At 70.5% G+C, this 17,129-nt stretch carries 15 protein-coding genes and 2 pseudogenes; 8 read left to right on the plus strand and 9 right to left on the minus strand.

Going from position 1 to position 17,129, the window contains the following annotated elements; genetic code table 11:
* Positions 1 to 377: 377 nt before the first annotated feature.
* A complete protein-coding gene (locus tag ACFFIA_RS26640; RefSeq protein ID WP_377255247.1) occupies positions 378 to 1,460 on the minus strand; it encodes a hypothetical protein in 1,083 nt (360 codons plus the stop codon).
* Between the two features lie 135 nt (positions 1,461 to 1,595).
* A complete protein-coding gene (locus ACFFIA_RS26645) occupies positions 1,596 to 1,886 on the minus strand; it encodes a hypothetical protein (RefSeq protein ID WP_377255250.1) in 291 nt (96 codons plus the stop codon).
* A gap of 64 nt (positions 1,887 to 1,950) precedes the next feature.
* On the opposite strand from ACFFIA_RS26645, the pseudogene ACFFIA_RS42545 reads away from it, so the two are divergent.
* Positions 1,951 to 2,103, plus strand: a pseudogene (locus ACFFIA_RS42545) (IS701 family transposase); the annotation flags it as partial.
* Between the two features lie 20 nt (positions 2,104 to 2,123).
* Here the strand turns inward: ACFFIA_RS42545 and ACFFIA_RS26650 are convergent.
* Together ACFFIA_RS26650 and ACFFIA_RS26655 are read right to left on the minus strand one after the other, a co-directional pair.
* Positions 2,124 to 3,749 carry a SulP family inorganic anion transporter gene (locus ACFFIA_RS26650; RefSeq protein WP_377255309.1) on the minus strand — a complete coding sequence of 542 codons (1,626 nt, stop codon included), beginning with the start codon at positions 3,747 to 3,749 and terminating at the stop codon, positions 2,124 to 2,126.
* A gap of 71 nt (positions 3,750 to 3,820) precedes the next feature.
* Positions 3,821 to 4,174, minus strand: a complete 354-nt coding sequence (locus ACFFIA_RS26655) for an ArsR/SmtB family transcription factor (RefSeq protein WP_377255253.1) — start codon at positions 4,172 to 4,174, stop codon at positions 3,821 to 3,823.
* A 302-nt stretch (positions 4,175 to 4,476) separates the two neighbouring features.
* On the opposite strand from ACFFIA_RS26655, the gene ACFFIA_RS26660 reads away from it, so the two are divergent.
* Positions 4,477 to 4,635, plus strand: a complete 159-nt coding sequence (locus ACFFIA_RS26660) for a hypothetical protein (protein ID WP_377255256.1) — start codon at positions 4,477 to 4,479, stop codon at positions 4,633 to 4,635.
* Between the two features lie 27 nt (positions 4,636 to 4,662).
* On the opposite strand, the pseudogene ACFFIA_RS26665 reads toward ACFFIA_RS26660, so the two are convergent.
* Together ACFFIA_RS26665 and ACFFIA_RS26670 are read right to left on the minus strand one after the other, a co-directional pair.
* A pseudogene (locus ACFFIA_RS26665) lies at positions 4,663 to 4,761 on the minus strand (hypothetical protein); the annotation flags it as partial.
* Between the two features lie 218 nt (positions 4,762 to 4,979).
* Positions 4,980 to 6,323: an aminotransferase class I/II-fold pyridoxal phosphate-dependent enzyme gene (locus ACFFIA_RS26670; RefSeq protein ID WP_377255312.1), complete on the minus strand. Its 1,344-nt coding sequence runs from the start codon at positions 6,321 to 6,323 to the stop codon at positions 4,980 to 4,982.
* 44 nt (positions 6,324 to 6,367) lie between these two features.
* On the opposite strand from ACFFIA_RS26670, the gene ACFFIA_RS26675 reads away from it, so the two are divergent.
* From ACFFIA_RS26675 to ACFFIA_RS26695, 5 genes are all read left to right on the plus strand, one after another.
* On the plus strand, positions 6,368 to 7,612 hold the full coding sequence (locus tag ACFFIA_RS26675) for a bifunctional pyridoxamine 5'-phosphate oxidase family protein/GNAT family N-acetyltransferase (RefSeq protein ID WP_377255315.1): 1,245 nt from the start codon (positions 6,368 to 6,370) through the stop codon (positions 7,610 to 7,612).
* A 10-nt stretch (positions 7,613 to 7,622) separates the two neighbouring features.
* The gene (gene leuE, locus ACFFIA_RS26680) at positions 7,623 to 8,258 is read left to right on the plus strand and encodes a leucine efflux protein LeuE (protein ID WP_377255258.1); all 636 of its coding nucleotides are present in this window, start codon (positions 7,623 to 7,625) and stop codon (positions 8,256 to 8,258) included.
* 742 nt (positions 8,259 to 9,000) lie between these two features.
* Positions 9,001 to 9,945 (plus strand): LacI family DNA-binding transcriptional regulator, encoded by a 945-nt coding sequence (locus ACFFIA_RS26685; protein WP_377255260.1) that lies wholly within the window; start codon positions 9,001 to 9,003, stop codon positions 9,943 to 9,945.
* An 8-nt stretch (positions 9,946 to 9,953) separates the two neighbouring features.
* Positions 9,954 to 11,633, plus strand: coding sequence for a ribulokinase (araB, locus tag ACFFIA_RS26690; RefSeq protein WP_377255263.1), 1,680 nt, complete (start codon positions 9,954 to 9,956; stop codon positions 11,631 to 11,633).
* 82 nt (positions 11,634 to 11,715) lie between these two features.
* Positions 11,716 to 12,372, plus strand: a complete 657-nt coding sequence (locus ACFFIA_RS26695) for an L-ribulose-5-phosphate 4-epimerase (RefSeq protein WP_377255265.1) — start codon at positions 11,716 to 11,718, stop codon at positions 12,370 to 12,372.
* 78 nt (positions 12,373 to 12,450) lie between these two features.
* Here the strand turns inward: ACFFIA_RS26695 and ACFFIA_RS26700 are convergent, their stop codons facing one another.
* The 3 genes from ACFFIA_RS26700 to ACFFIA_RS26710 form a co-directional block, all read right to left on the minus strand.
* A complete protein-coding gene (locus tag ACFFIA_RS26700; RefSeq protein WP_377255268.1) occupies positions 12,451 to 13,872 on the minus strand; it encodes a family 43 glycosylhydrolase in 1,422 nt (473 codons plus the stop codon).
* An 11-nt stretch (positions 13,873 to 13,883) separates the two neighbouring features.
* Positions 13,884 to 15,323: a family 43 glycosylhydrolase gene (locus ACFFIA_RS26705; protein WP_377255272.1), complete on the minus strand. Its 1,440-nt coding sequence runs from the start codon at positions 15,321 to 15,323 to the stop codon at positions 13,884 to 13,886.
* A 231-nt stretch (positions 15,324 to 15,554) separates the two neighbouring features.
* The gene (locus tag ACFFIA_RS26710; protein ID WP_377255275.1) at positions 15,555 to 16,469 is read right to left on the minus strand and encodes a substrate-binding domain-containing protein; all 915 of its coding nucleotides are present in this window, start codon (positions 16,467 to 16,469) and stop codon (positions 15,555 to 15,557) included.
* A gap of 269 nt (positions 16,470 to 16,738) precedes the next feature.
* Here ACFFIA_RS26710 and ACFFIA_RS26715 point away from each other — a divergent pair.
* Positions 16,739 to 17,129 (plus strand): substrate-binding domain-containing protein (locus ACFFIA_RS26715; protein ID WP_377255278.1); only part of this gene is annotated, 391 nt, incomplete at its 3' end.

Genomic DNA, 17,129 nt, shown 5'->3' on the forward strand with positions numbered 1-17,129 from the left:
CCTTCGAACGGATCGCCGGCCAGCAATCCACGAACCGCATTGTCACCGCCTGGCCCCGCACAGAGTGACAGATCAGCGGACAGCAACCCAACAAGACGGCCTGCTCATCGCTAGCGCCGAGGCTTTAGTCGGCCTACCGTTCGCACCCGACGCGATCAACAGCGCGCGAGGCGTGGCGTCGATGCCGGTCGCCGTCCGCGGGCGGTGCAGCGAGGAGTCGGTGGACCACAGCGACAGCCGTGAATTGCCGGTAGAGGTCATGAGCGGCTTATGCGGTACCCCCGGGACGGTGTGCGCGGCGTCCCGAACATTTCATAGCGCCGCTTGGGCGCCTTCAGCGGCGAACCATCATGCCCACGAGCCGAACGGTCCGCTGTTCAGGTGCAGTGCCAGACAACCGGTGCGGTCCCGGACCGCGCCGATGCCGCGTTGCCGGCGATGGTCCGTCCGTCGTAGCTGATCCCGTAGGTCGTGTCGTGCAGACCGGTGTTGTCATCGAGACGGCGCAGCGTCAGCGTGTTCCGTCCGCCGAGCACCACCGCACGTCCACCGTCACCCTTGGCGGTGATCCGGCCGTCGGTACTGACCGAGGCGCCGACGAGGCCGTACTTGGGAAAGACCCTCACCTCGCCCGTACGCAGGTTCCACCGCACGGGCACGCCGCCGTCGTCATGACGTGACGTGGCCAATCCGGCGACCCACTCTCCGGTGATCGACTTCGCACTGGCCGTCATCGCGGTTTCACCATCAATTGTCGGCAGGGGCAACTCCCGCGGTGTCCCGTCGGCCGACCACACGTACGGCCGAGACTTGACATCGGGAGTCAACTGGCCCACGATCGTCTGCCCGTCGGCCGAGATGTCGATGGCCTTCCCCTTCCACCCGGCCTCGGGCATGCGCAGACTCGACGGTTTGTTCGCCGACGGATCCCAGAGCACCGGACGACCCTCGACCGTGCCGACCACCGTGCCGTCGTCGCTGACCGCGAACGCCTCGGTGCCCCGCGTGCCGGGCAGAATCGCCACGGCGCCGTCCCGGTACACCCACGCCCGAATCTCCTGCGGACCGCCCATCGCCCCAAAGACCGTCGAACCGACCACGACCCCGGCCGCGTTGACGTCGTGCGGCAGCTGACTCTCACCCGGCAGGTCGACCAGGCGCGGCCGGCCGTCGGTCCAGATCAGCAGATCGAGATCAACGCTGCCGGTCCGGCCAATGCTGCCGGTCCGGCCGACGATATGGCGCCCGCCCGGCTCCATGGCAAACACGACGCTGTACGCGTCGGGCGACGGCAACGCCAGGCGTTCGACCGTGCAGTCCCCACCAGGCCGCTTGTACACGGCCAGACCGCCGAGCGCCGCGATGACCACCACGCCCGCGGCTACCGCGATCCAGATCCGTACGTTCCGCCGGCCCATCAGTTCCCTCATGCCGTGTTGACGTGTGCTGTCGTCCGCCACGTTGCAGTACCGAGCCGCTGCGCGCGCCGACCATCGCCGCCTGACCCCTCATCGACGGGCAACCCGACACCCCGGCCACCGAGCCACCACAACAGCTCGCCGCGTAACCCGGCCCGCTGGGCCCCCGGTCACTGGTCAATCGATACATCGCCGCCGCCAACCGCCACCACACCGAACGAATCCCAGACGTGGAGTCCCGGAATTCTGCAGCTGCGCTTCGACGAGTTCGGGGAACGGCTCGCGTAGCGCCAACCTGTCGAAGGCTTGCACTGCGCTCCCGTCGGGCCGGTCACCAGCCTCGACGATGACAAGCATCGCTAACGGCCCGACCACGTAAGTGACATCGCCCGCGGACAGCGTCTGCGCCGGCGTCCCCGCCTGGGACAGCGCCTCGGCATCCGTCACAACCGACCACCGCTCAACCACCCGACGAGGCTAAACGAAGCGGAAGTCTCAGCGCTCGCCCACGCCAAGTGTCAACGCGTGTGAGGCCGGTTGGTTCACCGGGGACGAGGTCTACGGCGCCGACCCGGGCCTACGCACGGATCTGGAGGCCCGCGGGATCGGATACGTCCTGGCGGTCGGCTGCGACCGGCCGGTAGCGACCAACAACGATCGCACACTCGTACGGGCCGACGACCTGGGCCACCCTGCCTGGCCTGGTTAGGCGGGTTCGGAGGCAGGTCGGGTGGTGGGTAGGAGGCCGGCGGTGTGTAGGTGGTCGCGGGCGGCGGCGATGGCTTGTGGGGTGGTGTCGAAGAGGCGGCCGGCGTCCTGGAGGCGGCGTAGGCTGCCGACGGCGGTCAGGGTCTTGGCGTGTTCGGGGCGGAGCCCGGAGGCGTAGACGGTGATGCCGCGGTGTTCCAGGCGGTCGATGGCGTCGCGTAGGACGAGCGCGCCGGTGGCATCGATGGCGCTGATGCGGGACAGCCGCAGGATGATGACGCGGACGTCGGCGACTTCGGTGAGTTCGAGCAGGAAGCGGTGTGCGGCGGCGAAGAACAGCGGCCCGTCGATCCGGTACGCCACGATGTGCTCGGCGAGCAGGGCGTGTTCCTCGGCGTGGTGGTCGCTGGTGTCCAGCGGTACTTCCTCGACCCGTGCGGCCTGGACGATCTTGCGTAGAGCCAAGGCGCCAGCCACGACGAGCCCGAGTATCACCGCGGCGACAAGATCGAGGGCCAGGGTCGCGGCGGCGGTGAGTGTCATGACCAGCGCGTCGGAGCGAGACGCGCGGCCGAGAGCGGCCAGCGACGAAACCTCGACCATCCGGACCGCGGTGGCCAGCAGCACGCCGGCCAGCCCAGCGAGCGGGACGTGGGCGACCAGTGGTGCGGCGGCGAGCATCACGGCGGCGAGCGCGATGGCGTGGGTGAGGGCGGCCAGGCGGGAGGCGGCCCCGGAGCGGACGTTGACGGCGGTGCGGGCGATCGCCGCGGTGGCCGGGACACCGCCGAAAAGCGGCGTGGCGAGGTTGGCCAAGCCCTGGCCGAACAGCTCCCGGTCCGGGTCGTGCCGCTGCCCGACGGTCATGCCGTCCGCGACGGTGGCCGACAGCAGGCTCTCCAGCGCGGCGAGCGCGGCTACTGCCACCGCCGCGGTGGCCAGGCTCGGGACCGCCCCCAGGTCGACAAAGCCCAGTGATGGGGCGGGAAGCATGGCCGGCAGGGTCCCGATCACGGCGACGTCGAGGTCCGTGAGCCAGGTGAGCACGGTCGCCGCGGCGACGGCGAGCAGGGAGAACGGGATGGTGGGCCGCCACCGGGCACCGGCCAGCATCACGGCGGCAACCCCGGTGGCGAGGCCGATGGCCGCCCAGTTCGGGTCGTAGGCGAAGTCGACTACAGCTCGCCAGGCGGCTGTGGTGACCTTCTCCCCCTCTGCCGACACGCCAAGAGCGGCTGGGAACTGCTGAAGGAGGATGACAGCCGCGATGCCGGCGGTGAAACCCTCGACCACCGGCGCCGGCACGTACCGGACGAAGCTGCCGGCGCGTGCCACGGCGAGCGCGATCAGGATGAGCCCGGCCAGCAGGCCCACGGTCAGGACACCGCTCGGGCCATGCTGGTGCACGATCGGCACGAGTACGACGGTCATCGCCCCGGTCGGACCGGACACCTGCAGGTTCGAGCCGCCGAATACCGCGGCGACGGCGCCGGCCACGATAGCGGTGGCCAGTCCAGCAGCGGCGCCCAAGCCAGACGCCACCCCGAACCCGAGCGCGAGCGGCAGGGCGACCACGGCGACCGTCAGCCCCGCGATCAGGTCCCGGCCCGGCTGACGACGCATCGCCGCCAGGTCGGCGCGGCCCGGCAGCAGGTCACCGACACGGGTCCACCACGACCCCGACCCATCGACGGTCACAATCGCTCCGGTTCGGCGGCCGTCTGGGCGTCCTGCAACGTGTCAAGAAGCTCGACCTGCCCGGCCAGCATCTCGGTCAGTATTCGGCGGGCGGCCCTCATCAGGTCCGCCACGTCCGGTCCGGCCAGCGCGTATGTCGCCGTGGAACCCTCCCGGGCGGACACGACGATGCCCGCGCGGCGTAGCACCGCCAGTTGATGGGAGAGATTCGACGCCTCAATACCGAGGTCGGCGAGCAGGTCCTTGACCTGCCTCGGCCCATCCCCCAGCAACTCCAGCACCCGGATCCGCGTCGGATGCCCCAGCATCCGGAAAAATTCCGCCTTCGCTTGGTACAGCGGTACCGGCACCGAGCCTCCAATCTGACGAAGTATCAACATAACCAATTGAAGAGTTCTTCAACTAGCAAACACCGTTCGGGGTGCCGGCCTGTGGCCGCCGTCACCGACACGGCCCGCCGGGAACCTTCAGCCCCACCGGCGGCCTCTCCGCCCCACCAATAATCCGAAATGAACGGTGTGTGGCAGGTGGTAGCTCTCGGCGGAGCCGGGATGGTTGTGTGTGGTTATGCGACTGGTCGTAGGTCGACGTGGTAGCCGAGGGCTTTGACGTGGCCGCGAATGGCGCGTTGTGTGCCGGTGCGGGTGCTGTGGTGATCGATGCCGAGGTCGGTGAATTCGGCGTGTTCGCCGGCGAGTTGGTGCCAGATGATGACGGGGATGGATCGCCCGACGGCGACGACGGCTATCTTCTTGCCGGGGCGGCGGGCGATGCGCCGGTAGCGTTCGCCGAGCAACGTCGGTGTGCGTGACGCGGCGACGGCGGCCTCGCCCAGAGCCCGGGCGAGGTAGCGGTTCCCGTGGCCGGTGGCGCTGTTGCCCTTGGTCCGGCCGGCTGATTCATTGACGCCGGGGACGAACTTGGCCCAGGAGATCAGGTGTGCGGCGGTCGGGAATCGGGTTGTCCTGGGTCAGCTGGCGTACGCGTGCCGGGTGGTCGCCGCCGCCCGGGGGTACCCGGATCAGGTCGCTGAGGCGGCCGTCGCGTCCGAGCCGTACGTCGGTGGTCGCCGGCAGGTAAGGAACGACCAAGCTACGGATCCGGCGCAGCGGGCGAATGTGTCTCGCCCAGCCGGCACGAACTCCGGGGCTGTCGTCACCGCACTGTTCTACCCCATCCGGGCGTCGACGATGCGGCGGCCACCACCGCGTCCGCGAGTGGCGGTATGTCCGACTCCGCCAGCGGGCTGATCGTGATCCGGATGCCGGGCGGCGTGGCCTGCCGGTAGAGCGCGCCGGGCGCCACCGCGTACCCCTCGTCGCGGAGCGCCGTGACCGCGCGCGTCTCGTCGGGGACCGGGACCCAGACGTTGATGCCGGTCTGCCCGTGTGCGGTGACCCCGCGCTCGGTGAGCGCCGCGCGGAGGGCGTCGCGGCGATGATCGTAGCTCCGCCCCGCCGCGGCCACTCCGGCCGCGACCGCAGGGTCCTGCCACAGCCCCATCGCCAGGCGCTGGAGCAGCGTGGAGACCCATCCGGCGCCGAGGCGCATCCGTCCGGCGACGCGGGCCACCGTGGCCTCATCGCCGCCGAGGGCGGCGAGCCGCAGGTCCGGACCGTAGGGTTTGCTGGCCGAACGGAGGAAGGCCCAGGTCCGCGTCGCGCCAGCCAGCGGATGCAGCGGTACGGCGGCCAGCTCGCCAGCGTGGTCGTCCTCGATCAGCAGCACGCCATCCTGGCCGGCGAGCACCTCGCGCAGCTCGGCGGCGCGCTCGGCGGTGACGTAGGCGCCGGTGGGATTGTGCGCCCGACTGGTCACCACCACCGCCCGGGCGCCCGCAGCGAGTGCGGCCCGCAGGCCGTGCGGCGTGGGTCCGGCACCATCCACGGGTACGGGCACGGCCCGCAGCCCCAGCGCGGCGACCAGATCGAGGAAGTTGGCCCAACCCGGGTCCTCGACCGCCACCGCGTCGCCGGGTCGCAGGTGGGCGGTGAGGAGGCGCTCGGCACCGTCGAGCGCCCCGCACGTCACGATGACCGCCGGAGCCGCCACGCCGTCGGCCGCCAGGCGCTCGCGAAGCAGGTCGGCCAGCTCGGGCAGGACACCCGCCTCCGCGTACCCGATCGGGCGGCCGGTCTCGGCGGCGAGTGCGGCGAGGTGCGGACCGAGCGGTGGCAGCAGGCTGCGGTCCGGCTCTCCGGCGGAGAGGTCGAGCGCGCCCGGCGGGACCGGCGGGCGCAGGTCGGCGCGGGAGGCGGTGACCGGCGGGCGGGGGCGGATCCGCGTGCCGTTGCGCCCCGCGGTCTCGATCACGCCGCGCTGCCGCAGCACCTGGTATGCCTTCGCGACCGTGCCAGGGCTCACCCCGAGCTCGTCGGCGAGCGCCCGCACGGCCGGCAGCGGCGCCCCGGAGGGCAGCTCGCCGGTGCGCACGCCGGACTCCACACTCGCCGAAATCTCGGCTGACGTGGCACCACTGACCTGATAATGTGCTGGCACAGTCATAGCTTTGTACTATAACAAACCTCGGGGGAGGGCGCGTGATGTACGACCAGACCGCGCGGACGACGGCCAGCCGCAACCGGAGCCGGATGGCCTATGAGCGCGCCACCGCTCACGCGATCCTCGACGAGGCATACCACTGCGCACTCGGGTTCACTGTGGACGGTGAGCCGCGGGTCCTGCCCACGCTCCACGTGCGGATCGACGACACGGTTTACGTGCACGGCTCCACCGGCAGCCGGCCGCTGCTCGCCGCGCGGGGCGACGCCGGCCTGCCCGTGTGCCTGACCGTGACGCAGCTCGACGGCCTTGTGCTGGCCCGCTCGCAGTTCCACCACAGTGCCAACTTCCGCTCGGTGATCGCGTACGGCGTGGCCCGGCTGGTCACCTCCGAGGAGGAGAAGCTGGCCGTCTGCACCGCCCTGGTGGAGAAGGTGGGACGCGGCCGGGCCGCGCAGACCCGCCCGCCGAGCCGCAAGGAGCTGGCCGAGACCACGTTCCTGGCGCTGCCGCTGCGCGAGGTGTCGGTCAAGGCACGCGCCGGCGGCGTCTCCGAGGACGAGGAAGACCTCGACCTGCCCTACTGGGCGGGCGTGGTGCCGCTCCGCCTCGTGCCGGGCCTGCCCGAGCCCGACCTCGGCGTGACCGTGCCGCTCCCCCACTACCTGCGGCCGCCCCGCTCACCCTGGGTCACGCCCGAGCCGATGGGCGGCGACCACGTCATCCTCGAGCCGCTCGACATGGCACACGTAGACGAGCTCTTCGCCGCCACTCGCGACCCGGAGGTGTGGACCCACCTGTCGGTGCGCCAGCCCGCCCATCGCGACGAGATGGCCGAGATCGTCGCCGACGCGCTGCACGCGCACCACGCGGGCGAGCGCGTGCCGTGGGTCCAGCGCGACGCGGCCACCGGCGAGGTGATCGGCACGACCTCCTACTACGAGGTCGACGAGGGGCGGCGCGCGGTCGCCATCGGCCACACGTTCCTCAACCGCCGACACTGGCGCACAGGGGTCAACACCGAAGCCAAGCTGCTGCTGCTCACCCGCGCCTTCGAGGAGCTGGGCGCGGTGCGGGTCGTGTGGCACACCGACATCCGCAACGACCGTTCGCAGAAGGCGATCGAGCGGCTCGGCGCGCGGCGCGAGGGCGTGCTGCGGATGCACCGCCTCCGGCCCGACGGCACCTGGCGCGACACGGTGCAGTACGCGATGACCGTCGACGAGTGGCCAGCGGCACAAAACCGGCTGCGGGAAAAGCTTCGCGCGCCCGCGGCTGTGGGGTGAGGATGGCCCGGTGCTGGGGATCACCGACATCTGGACCTATGTGCTGGGCACGGTCGCCATCGTCCTGCTGCCCGGGCCCAACTCGCTCTTCGTGCTCTCCACGGCGGCCCGGCGCGGTGTGCCGTCCGGCTACCGGGCCGCGGCGGGGGTCTTCGTCGGCGACACGGTGCTGATGGTGCTCTCGGCCGCCGGCGTCGCCTCGCTCCTGTCGGCGTACCCGCCGGTCTTTCTCGCCATCAAGTGGGCCGGCGCGCTCTACCTCGGCTACGTCGGCCTGGCGATGATCCGCGGCGCCTGGCGGCGGTGGCGCTCCCCCGCCCCGGCGCCGGCCCCGGCCGCGGACGAGCAGGCGTTCCACCCCTTCCGGCGGGCCGCGGTGATCAGCCTGCTCAATCCGAAGGCGATCCTGTTCTTCATCTCGTTCTTCATCCAGTTCGTCGACCCGGCGTACGCGTATCCGGCCCTGTCGTTCCTGCTGCTCGGCCTGATCGCGCAGTTGGCCAGCACGCTGTACCTGACCCTGCTCATCTTCGCCGGCACCTACCTGGCCGCCCAGTTCCGCCGGCGCCGCCGACTGGCCGCCGGTGCGACGTCGGTGGCCGGGACACTGTTCGTGGGCTTCGGCCTGAAACTCGCGACCGGTTGACGCCGGAGCCGGTCCGTATTGGCGCGGCCCGCGTCCACTCCGAAATGGCGCGCGGCTATCGCACAGCGGAAAGGTACGGCTCGGCCTCGTTCGTTCGCGGTGGGGGCATTGCGACGCCGTAAAGAAATCGAGCATTTTCTTGGTGCGGTCGAAGTGGACGGCGTGGCCGCGATCCGGTGAGTGTCGGTCGGGCCGCCTGAGGGACGTTACGGAATCTCACTCCACGTCGAGGAGGATCTCGACGACGAGGACTTCCGGGACATCTCGGAGTATCCGCCGCTGGCGCCCGGCGGTCACGTCGGCGTGGGGCGTGACCTGGGACACCACGCGAGCGAGCGGGCCGAGCGGCGCACCGCGCCGGGCCGGCGCGTCGGAACAAACCTCGGTATCGCCGCCGAGGAGTGTCGCCGCCTCGGAATGCGGAGATCTGATGCGTTTGCGTCGCGGCGGCGGTATCCGAAACACACAGGGCGGGGCGGGCGAAAAACCACGGCGCCTGAGCCCGAATCGGGACCGCTGCTGTCGAAACACGGTGTCGAAAGGTTTTCGTAGCCCTTGACACGCAACCGGTGTAGGCCGGAATATGCCTGTTAACGTGAACAGGCGAGTTGGATCGCCGGGGTGAGAAACGGGGCCCAGACATATGCCGCAGCGGCGTCCAGACGCGGTGACCCCATCGGGGCGTGGCCCGCGACGGCAGGTCGGCATGGTCGATGTGGCCCGCCTCGCTGGAGTCTCCCACATGACGGTCTCGCGCGTAATCAACGATCAGCCGACCGTCAGTCAGGTGACCCGCCAGCGCGTGCTCGCCGCGATGACCGAGCTCGGCTACCGGCCCAATGTGGCCGCCCGCGCGCTGGTCACCGGCCGCACCCGCACGCTCGGCGTGATCAGCATCGACACCACGCTCTACGGCCCGGCCTCCATGTTGCTCGCCATCGAGCGGGCCGCCCGCGACATCGGATACGCGATCAGCATCGCGAGCCTGCCCAATGTCGACCGCCGCTCGTTCGGCGAGGCGTTCGAGGCGTTGATGGCGCAGGCGGTCGAGGGCATCATCGCGATCACGCCGCACACCTCGACCACCACAGCGCTGCGCCACGTGCCCAAGGACGTGCCGGTCGTGGCCGTCGAAGGTGGCCGCGCGCCGGTGCCCACCGTCGCGGTCGACCAGCGGCTCGGCGCCCGCACCGCCACCGAGCACCTGCTCTCGCTCGGCCACGCCATGGTCGCGCACATCGCCGGCCCCGGCGACTGGCACGAGGCCCAGGAGCGCGAGCGCGGCTGGCGTGACGCGCTCGCCGACGCCGAGCGCGAGGCCCCCGATGTCGTCCGCGGCGACTGGAGCCCTCGCTCCGGCTACGAGGCCGCCCGCAAGCTGATCGGCACGCCCGACCTCACCGCGATCTTCGTGGCCAACGACCAGATGGCGATCGGCGCGCTGCGAGCCCTCTCCGAGGCCGGCATCCGCGTGCCCGATCAGGTGAGCATCGTCGGCTTCGACGACATCCCGGAGGCCGAGTTCTTCACCCCACCGCTGACCACGCTGCGCCAGGAGTTCGGCGAGGTCGGCCGGCAGAGCCTCGCCCTGCTGATGGAGCAGGTCGAAGGGGCGCCCCGGTCGCGCCGACGTATTGTCATCCCACCGGAGTTCATTGTCCGTGAAAGTACCCGCGCCCCCCGCTGAGGTAGCCCATGCCCCCCGCTGTTAACGCTAACGAACCCCCTCGGTACGTCGTCGGCGTCGACTTCGGCACCCTGTCCGGACGGGCACTTGTCGTCCGGGTCGAAGACGGCGCCGAGATGGGCACCGCCGTGCACGAGTACCGGCACGGTGTCATCGACCGTGCCCTGCCCGCGACCGGTGCCGCGCTCCCGCCCGACTGGGCGCTCCAGGAGCCCGAGGACTATCTCGACGTCCTGCGTACCGCCGTGCCCGCGGCGATCGCCGACGCCGGCATCGACCCGGCGTTGGTGATCGGCATCTCCACCGACTTCACCGCGTGCACGGTCATCCCGACGCTCGCCGACGGCACGCCGCTGTGCCGGCTGCCGGAGCTGGCCGGGCGGCCGCACGCGTACGCGAAGCTGTGGAAGCACCACGCCGCCCAGGCCCAGGCCGACCGCATCAACGCGCTGGCACACGAGCGCGGCGAGCCGTGGATCAACCGGTACGGCGGCAAGATCTCCTCGGAGTGGCAGTTCGCCAAGGGCCTCCAACTGCTCGAGGAAGACCCGGAGATCTATGCGCGTGCCGAGCGGTGGATCGAGGCGGCCGACTGGATCGTGTGGCAGCTCTGCGGCGAGGAGACGCGCAACGTCTGCACGGCCGGCTACAAGGGCATCTACCAGGACGGCTCCTACCCCAGCGCCGACTTCCTGGCCGCCCTGCACCTCGACTTCGCCGGCTTCGTCGCCAAGCTGGAGCATCCACTGCTGCCGCTCGGCGCGCGGGCCGGCGGGCTGACCGAACAGGCCGCCGCCTGGACCGGCCTCCCCGAGGGCATCGCGGTCGCCGCGGGCAACGTCGACGCGCACGTCACCGCTCCGGCGGCACAGGCCATCTCCCCCGGCCAGCTCGTCATGATCATGGGTACCTCGACCTGCCACGTCATGAACGGCGAGAGCCTCGCCGAGGTGCCCGGCATGTGCGGCGTGGTCGAGGGCGGCATCGTGGCCGGCGGCTACGGCTACGAGGCCGGCCAGAGCGGGGTCGGCGACATCTTCGCCTGGTTCGTCGACTCGTCGCTGCCGGCGGAGTACCGCGCGGAGGCGGAGCGGCGTGGCCTCGGGGCGCACGAGTACCTCACCGAGCTCGCCGCCGCCCAGCGCGTCGGGCAGCACGGGCTGGTCGCGCTCGACTGGCACAACGGCAACCGTTCGGTGCTGGTCGACCACGAGCTCTCCGGCGTGATCGTGGGCCAGACTCTCGCCACGCGCCCGGAAGACGTCTACCGCGCGCTGGTCGAGGCCACCGCGTTCGGCACGCGCACGATCATCGACGCGTTCGAGGGATCGGGCGTGCCGGTGCGCGAGCTGGTCGCGGCCGGCGGCCTCCTGAGGAACACGTTCCTCATGCAGGTGTACGCGGACGTCACCGGCCGCCCGATCTCGGTGATCGGCTCGGAGCAGGGCCCGGCGCTCGGCTCGGCGATCCACGCGGCGGTGGCCGCCGGCGCCTACCCCGACGTGCCCGCCGCCGCCGAGGCGATGGGGCGTGTGGAGCGCCGCGTGTACGAGCCGGATGCCGCGCGCACCAAGGCTTACGAGGCGCTCTACGAGGAGTACCGCCGCCTGCACGACTACTTCGGGCGCGGGGAGAACGACGTGCTGCACCGGCTGCGGCGGATCCGAAACGAGGCTAGCGGGCTGTGAGCGCGAGGAGTCGGCTTCGACGGCCCGCACCGCTCGCGGAGGTCCGCCGGCGAGCCCCGCGGTCGCCAACGAAAGGAAAGCCGTGACCAATGTAGACCAGTTGCGGAAGGACCTCGTGGGGCTGCACGAGGACCTGATCCGATGGGGGCTGGTGGTGTGGACCGCCGGCAACGTCTCCGCGCGCGTATCCGGCGAGGATCTCTTCGTCATCAAGCCCAGCGGCGTCTCGTACGACGAGCTGACGCCGGAGTCGATGGTGGTCTGCGACCTGGACGGCAAGCTGGTCGACGGCGTGTACTCCCCGTCCAGCGACACCGCCGCGCACGCGTACGTCTACCGCGAGATGCCCGAGGTCGGTGGCGTCGTGCACACGCACTCGACGTACGCGACCGCGTGGGCCGCCCGCGGCGAGGCGGTGCCGTGCGTGCTCACCGCGATGGCCGACGAGTTCGGCGCGGAGATCCCGGTGGGGCCGTTCGCGCTCATCGGAAACGACGACATCGGTAAGGGCATCGTGGCGACGCTGAGCGGGCACCGCTCGCCGGCGGTGCTGATGCGGAATCACGGCGTCTTCACCATCGGCAAGACCGCACGGGCGGCGGTGAAGGCGGCGGTCATGTGCGAAGACGTGGCGCGCACCGTCCACATCGCCCGCCAGCTCGGCGACCCGCTCCCCATCGCACAGTCCGACATAGACAAGCTCTACGACCGCTACCAGAACGTGTACGGCCAGCGCTGAGCCCCACTCGACGCTGAGCCCCACTCGACGTGGAGGTCTGACGGGGATGGTGGTCCCCGTCAGGCCTCCATTTTCGTCCTACTCCAGGTGGTACGTGGCGTCGGCGCGGTCGGTCGCCGTGCTGACCGCCTGCACGTACAGCAGATTCGACGAGTGCCGGATGTACCTGCCGGGGAAGTTGACGGACTCGAACGACACTCCCGCGGAGTCGGCGAGCCCGGCCCGCCGCTGGAAGCTCGCGTCGGCGCGGAAGGTCGCCGTGCCGTCGTTGCGCTCGACCCACATCTCGAAGTTGCGGTGCCGCAGGTAGTACCCGGGGAAGTTGGTCGACTCCAGCGAGACCGAGCCGCCGCCGTTGAGCCCGGTCACAATCCGGAACTGCGAGTCGGCGAGGTTGGTGACGTTGGCTTCGACCCGCGCCCGGTAGTCCCAGTGGCGGATGTACCGGTCGGCGAAGTTGTGCGAGCGCAGCCGGACCGGCGTGATGCCGTCCGCGACCGGGATGCCGAAGTTGGGCGTACCGTCGGCGTTCCAGTAGAGCTTCTGGACGCGCGTACGGCGGTTGGGGTCGTTGAGCGGGTCACCGTTGATGTTCCGGTAGCTGCGGTCGTGGTACACGAGGATGTCGCTCTGGCCGTCCTCGGAGACGGTGAACGAGTTGTGCCCCGGGCCGTACTGGCTCGTCGCGTCGTTGCTGCGGAAGACCGGCTGAGGGCTCTTCGTCCACGACGAGGGGTTCATGAGGTTGCTTGTCGCCGAGGCGGTCAGCAGGCCGATGCAGTAGTTGGCATCGGTGGCGCTCGCCGAGAAAGCCATGAAGACCCGGCCGTTGCGCTGGATCACCGCGGCCCCCTCGTTGACCCGGTGGCCCACCGTCTCCCATGAGTACGTGGGCACGCTGATCCGCGCCGGCGTGCCCGAGATGGTCCATGGGTTCGACATGGGGGCCAGGTAGAGGTTGGTGCCGCTGCCGACGGCCGGATCGTTCTGCGCCCAGGCGAGGTAGCGCGTTCCGTTGTGGACGAACGTGGTGGCGTCGAGCGAGAACGTGTTGAGGGGCGTGACGATCCGCCCTCGTTCGGTCCACGAGCCGGTGAGCGGGTTGGCGGAGGCGTTCTCCAGCACGTACATCCGGATCGCCCAGACGTCGTCGCTGCGGCCGGCGGCGAAGTAGATGTACCAGCGGCCGTTGATGTAGTGGATCTCCGGCGCCCAGATGTGCGCGGCCATCTCGCCGCTCGTGTGGCGGCGCCAGATGACCGACTCGGAGGCGGTGGCGAGCCCCTGGAGCGTGGTGGCGCGGCGGAGCACGACGCGGTCGTACTCCGGGGCGGTCGCGGTCATGTAGTAGTAGCCGTCGGTGTGTTTGACGATGTGCGGATCGGCCCGCTGCGCGACGAGCGAGTTGGTGTACTGCACGGCGGGCGCGGCCGTCGCCGGCGTGGCGACGAGCAGGCTCGCGGCCACGACGAGCACCGCGATGGTGGCGACTCTGCGCATGGCTTCCTCTCTCAGACCGGCTGGAGCTGCCACTGCTGGCAGTTGTTGTTGAGCCACGACCACAGCCGCACGTCGGCACCGTCGCCGGTGCCGCAGTTGGCGACGTCGGCGACCTTGCCGGTGGCCTGGTTGGTAAGCCGTACCCATCCGCCCGCGGCGCTCAGCACGAGGCGGAAGCGCTGGCAGGTGTTGTTGAGCCACGACCACTGGCGGATGTCGGTGCCGTCGGCCGAGGCGCAGTTGGTCACGTCGGCCACCTTGCCGGTGCCCACGTTGACCAACCGGCTGGTGTCGTCGGCCTGGTCCTCGATGCGCCACCGCTGGTTGTTGCCGCCGTTGCAGGTCCACTGCTGGATGTTGGCTCCGTCCGCTGTGGACCCACCGGCCACCTCGAGGCACTTGCCGCTGTTGCGGTTGACGATCGTGTACGACGTGGGCGTGTTCGCCGTCTCCCCCGCTGGCCCGTCGGCCGTGGTGCCCAGCCGCATGGGCACGCCGAAGTTGGGCGTGCCGTCGGAGTTCCAGGTGAACTTCTGCGCCCGCGTCGTACGGTTGTTGTCGCAGCCGCCGGAGGACGAGTTGTTGGCGTGGTAGACGATCCAGTTCTCGGTGCCGTCAGGCGAGGTGAAGAAGCCGTTGTGGCCCGGCGCGTAGACCCCGTTGGCGTCGTTGCGCTGGAAGACCGGGTTGGCGTTCTTGGTCCAGGACGAGGCGCTGAGCGGGTTGGTACCGGTGAGCGTGAGCCGGCCGAGCTTGTAGTTGGGGCCCCAGCAGGCGCTCGCCGAGTACACGATGAAGGTGCGCCCGTTGCGCTGCAACGCTTCCGGCCCCTCGTTGACGTTGCCCTCCTGCCGCTCCCAGGAGAGCGTGGGCGAGGAGATGAGGCTGAACGAGCCGCTGACCGTGTACGGGTTGCTCATCGGCGCGATGACCAGGCTCTGCGTGCTCCCGCCGATGGAGCCGCTGCCCATCAGGTAGAGCGATCCGCCCCGCTGGAGCACGCTGGCGTCGATGAGCCATCCGCTGGGCTGGAGGTTGGAGCCGGTGAGGATGTTGCGGTACGTGTACGGCCCGAGCGGGTCTGAGCCGGCGCTCTCCAGCACGTGCGTCCGCTGAGTGTCGCAACAGGCGGCGCCGACCGCACCGGCCGAGTAGTAGAGGTACCACCGTCCATTGAGGAAGTGGATTTCCGGTGCCCAGAAGTTGGTGCCCCGGGAGGCGGTGGTGTCCTGCCAGATTTGCACGCTCGGGGCGGTGGCGAGCCCGGCGAGGGTCGGCGACTTGCGCATCGTGAACGTGTTGGTGAACGAGGTCGTGATGAGGTAGTAGCTGCCGTTGTGGTACTGGAGCCAGGGATCGGCGCCCTTCTGCGACTTGATCGGATTGCTGTACGGCCGGCCGGGGGCCGCCTGGGCGGGCTGTGCCACGCCGACGGCGAAGACCGTGAGCACGGCGGTGAGAGCGGCGAGCCAGAACCTCGCACGGCCGCGGTCGCCGCGACGCTTGTGACGCCCGACCCGCGCGGCGCGAGTCGCACTGCCGGCTCGGGAGGCGGAGCTTCGTGGGGTGTCTTGGCCGGTGTTGTGGCCGGCGCGCGAGTGTTGCGAGCGCCAGCCGGTGCCGGCCCGGGGATGGTCCATCGCGACCCACCTTCCTTCATCGAAGGTTAGCATTGTTAGCGTTCACATAGCCGGCGCGCTGCTGTCCCGCACCACCAGCGCGGGCACGAACCGCACGCGCCCCCGCGGCGCGGCGCCGCCAGGCGGCGTGGCCGCCGAGTCGGCGACGATCCGCCGCACCAGCAGGTCGACACCGGCGCGGCCAACCGCCGCGAAGTCTTGCCGCACGGTGGTCAACGGCGGCCGCAGAAACGGCGCCTCCGGGATGTCGTCGAAGCCCACGACGCTGACCTCACCGGGCACGGCGCGGCCGGCGAGGTGCAGCGCGCGCAGCGCGCCGAGGGCCATCTGGTCGTTGGCACAGAAGATCGCGGTGACGTCGCGGTCGGCGGCGATGCGGCGACCCGCCTCGAAGCCGGAGCGCACGCCCCAGTCACCGGGCAGCAGCCGCCCCTCCACCGCGCCCACCTGGCGCAGTGCGGCCCGCCAGCCGGCCAGCCGCTCGCGCGCCTCCGGCCAACCGACCGGACCGGAGATGTGGTGCACGGTGTCGTGCCCGAGGTCGAGCAGGTGCCGGGTCACCATCGCCGCGCCGGCGATGTTGTCGACCCCCACCATCGGCACGCCATCCGCGTCGCCGACGCCCACGGCCACCAGTGGCGCGTCCGGCGCGACCCGCTCCAGCGCGGCGAGCGCCGAGTCGGTCGGCGTCACGGCGAGGATGCCCTCGACGCCCCGGGCGCGCAGGCTCGCGATGGCGCCGGTGACCGAGCCGCCATCAAGCGAGCTGGCGCGGGCGACGGCCAGGGAGTGGCCGGCGTGGCGGGCGGCCCGCTCGATCGCGCGGACCGTCCAGGTCGGACCGAGCAGCGCGGTGTCGAACGCGACCAGCCCCAACACGTGCGCCTCGCCGTCGACCTGCGCCGGCGGGGCGGTGCGGCGCGGGATGACGGTCAGCCGGGCGACACCCGTGAGCACCGGTCGGCATCGCAGCCGCCGCGCACCGCGCATGGGGACCTCCCTCCGGCCGGACCGTGAGACGCAGTGTTAGCGCTCACACCAGCGCTGTCAAGGGGTTGACTTAAGTCGATCTGCACCTATCCATGCCAGCGACGTCACGATTGTGTGAAGGTCTTGACGCCAGGCGACGTGAGCGTTAACACTCTCGCAAACACGACCATCCCCGTCCCCTCGACCCGTCACGGTCGCGGTGATGTTAGCGCTAACAGCGATGATCGGGAGTTTGGATGCTCAGGAAGCTGTCGATAGTGCTCATGGCCGGCATACTCGCCGGCCCCCTGGCCGCCTGCGGCGGCGGTGACGGTGCCGGCTCCGGCAGCGGCTCCGACGACGGGACGATCACCCTCGGGTTCTCCCAGGTCGGCGCCGAAAGCGGCTGGCGCACCGCCAACACCAAATCAGTCCAGGACTCGGCCAAAGCCGCCGGGATCGAACTGAAGTTCTCCGACGCCCAACAAAAACAAGAAAACCAGATCAAGGCGATCCGCTCGTTCATCCAACAAAAAGTCGACGTCATCGCCTTCTCCCCCGTCGTCGAGTCCGGCTGGGACACCGTCCTCGAAGAAGCCAAAGACGCCGGCATCCCGGTCATCCTCACCGACCGCGCCGTCGACTCCA

Source organism: Phytohabitans kaempferiae (assembly GCF_042433955.1).
Taxonomy (GTDB): Bacteria; Actinomycetota; Actinomycetes; order Mycobacteriales; family Micromonosporaceae; genus Phytohabitans; species Phytohabitans kaempferiae.

What these genes read in the sequence shown, in the direction of transcription:
- ACFFIA_RS26650 (WP_377255309.1), bottom strand. Translation starts at nt 3,749, where the DNA reads ATGCGTCGTCAGCCGGGCCGGGACCTGATCGCGGGGCTGACGGTCGCC.
- ACFFIA_RS26675 (WP_377255315.1), top strand. Translation starts at nt 6,368, where the DNA reads ATGTACGACCAGACCGCGCGGACGACGGCCAGCCGCAACCGGAGCCGG.
- ACFFIA_RS26685 (WP_377255260.1), top strand. Translation starts at nt 9,001, where the DNA reads ATGACGGTCTCGCGCGTAATCAACGATCAGCCGACCGTCAGTCAGGTG.
- araB (WP_377255263.1), top strand. Translation starts at nt 9,954, where the DNA reads ATGCCCCCCGCTGTTAACGCTAACGAACCCCCTCGGTACGTCGTCGGC.
- ACFFIA_RS26700 (WP_377255268.1), bottom strand. Translation starts at nt 13,872, where the DNA reads ATGCGCAGAGTCGCCACCATCGCGGTGCTCGTCGTGGCCGCGAGCCTG.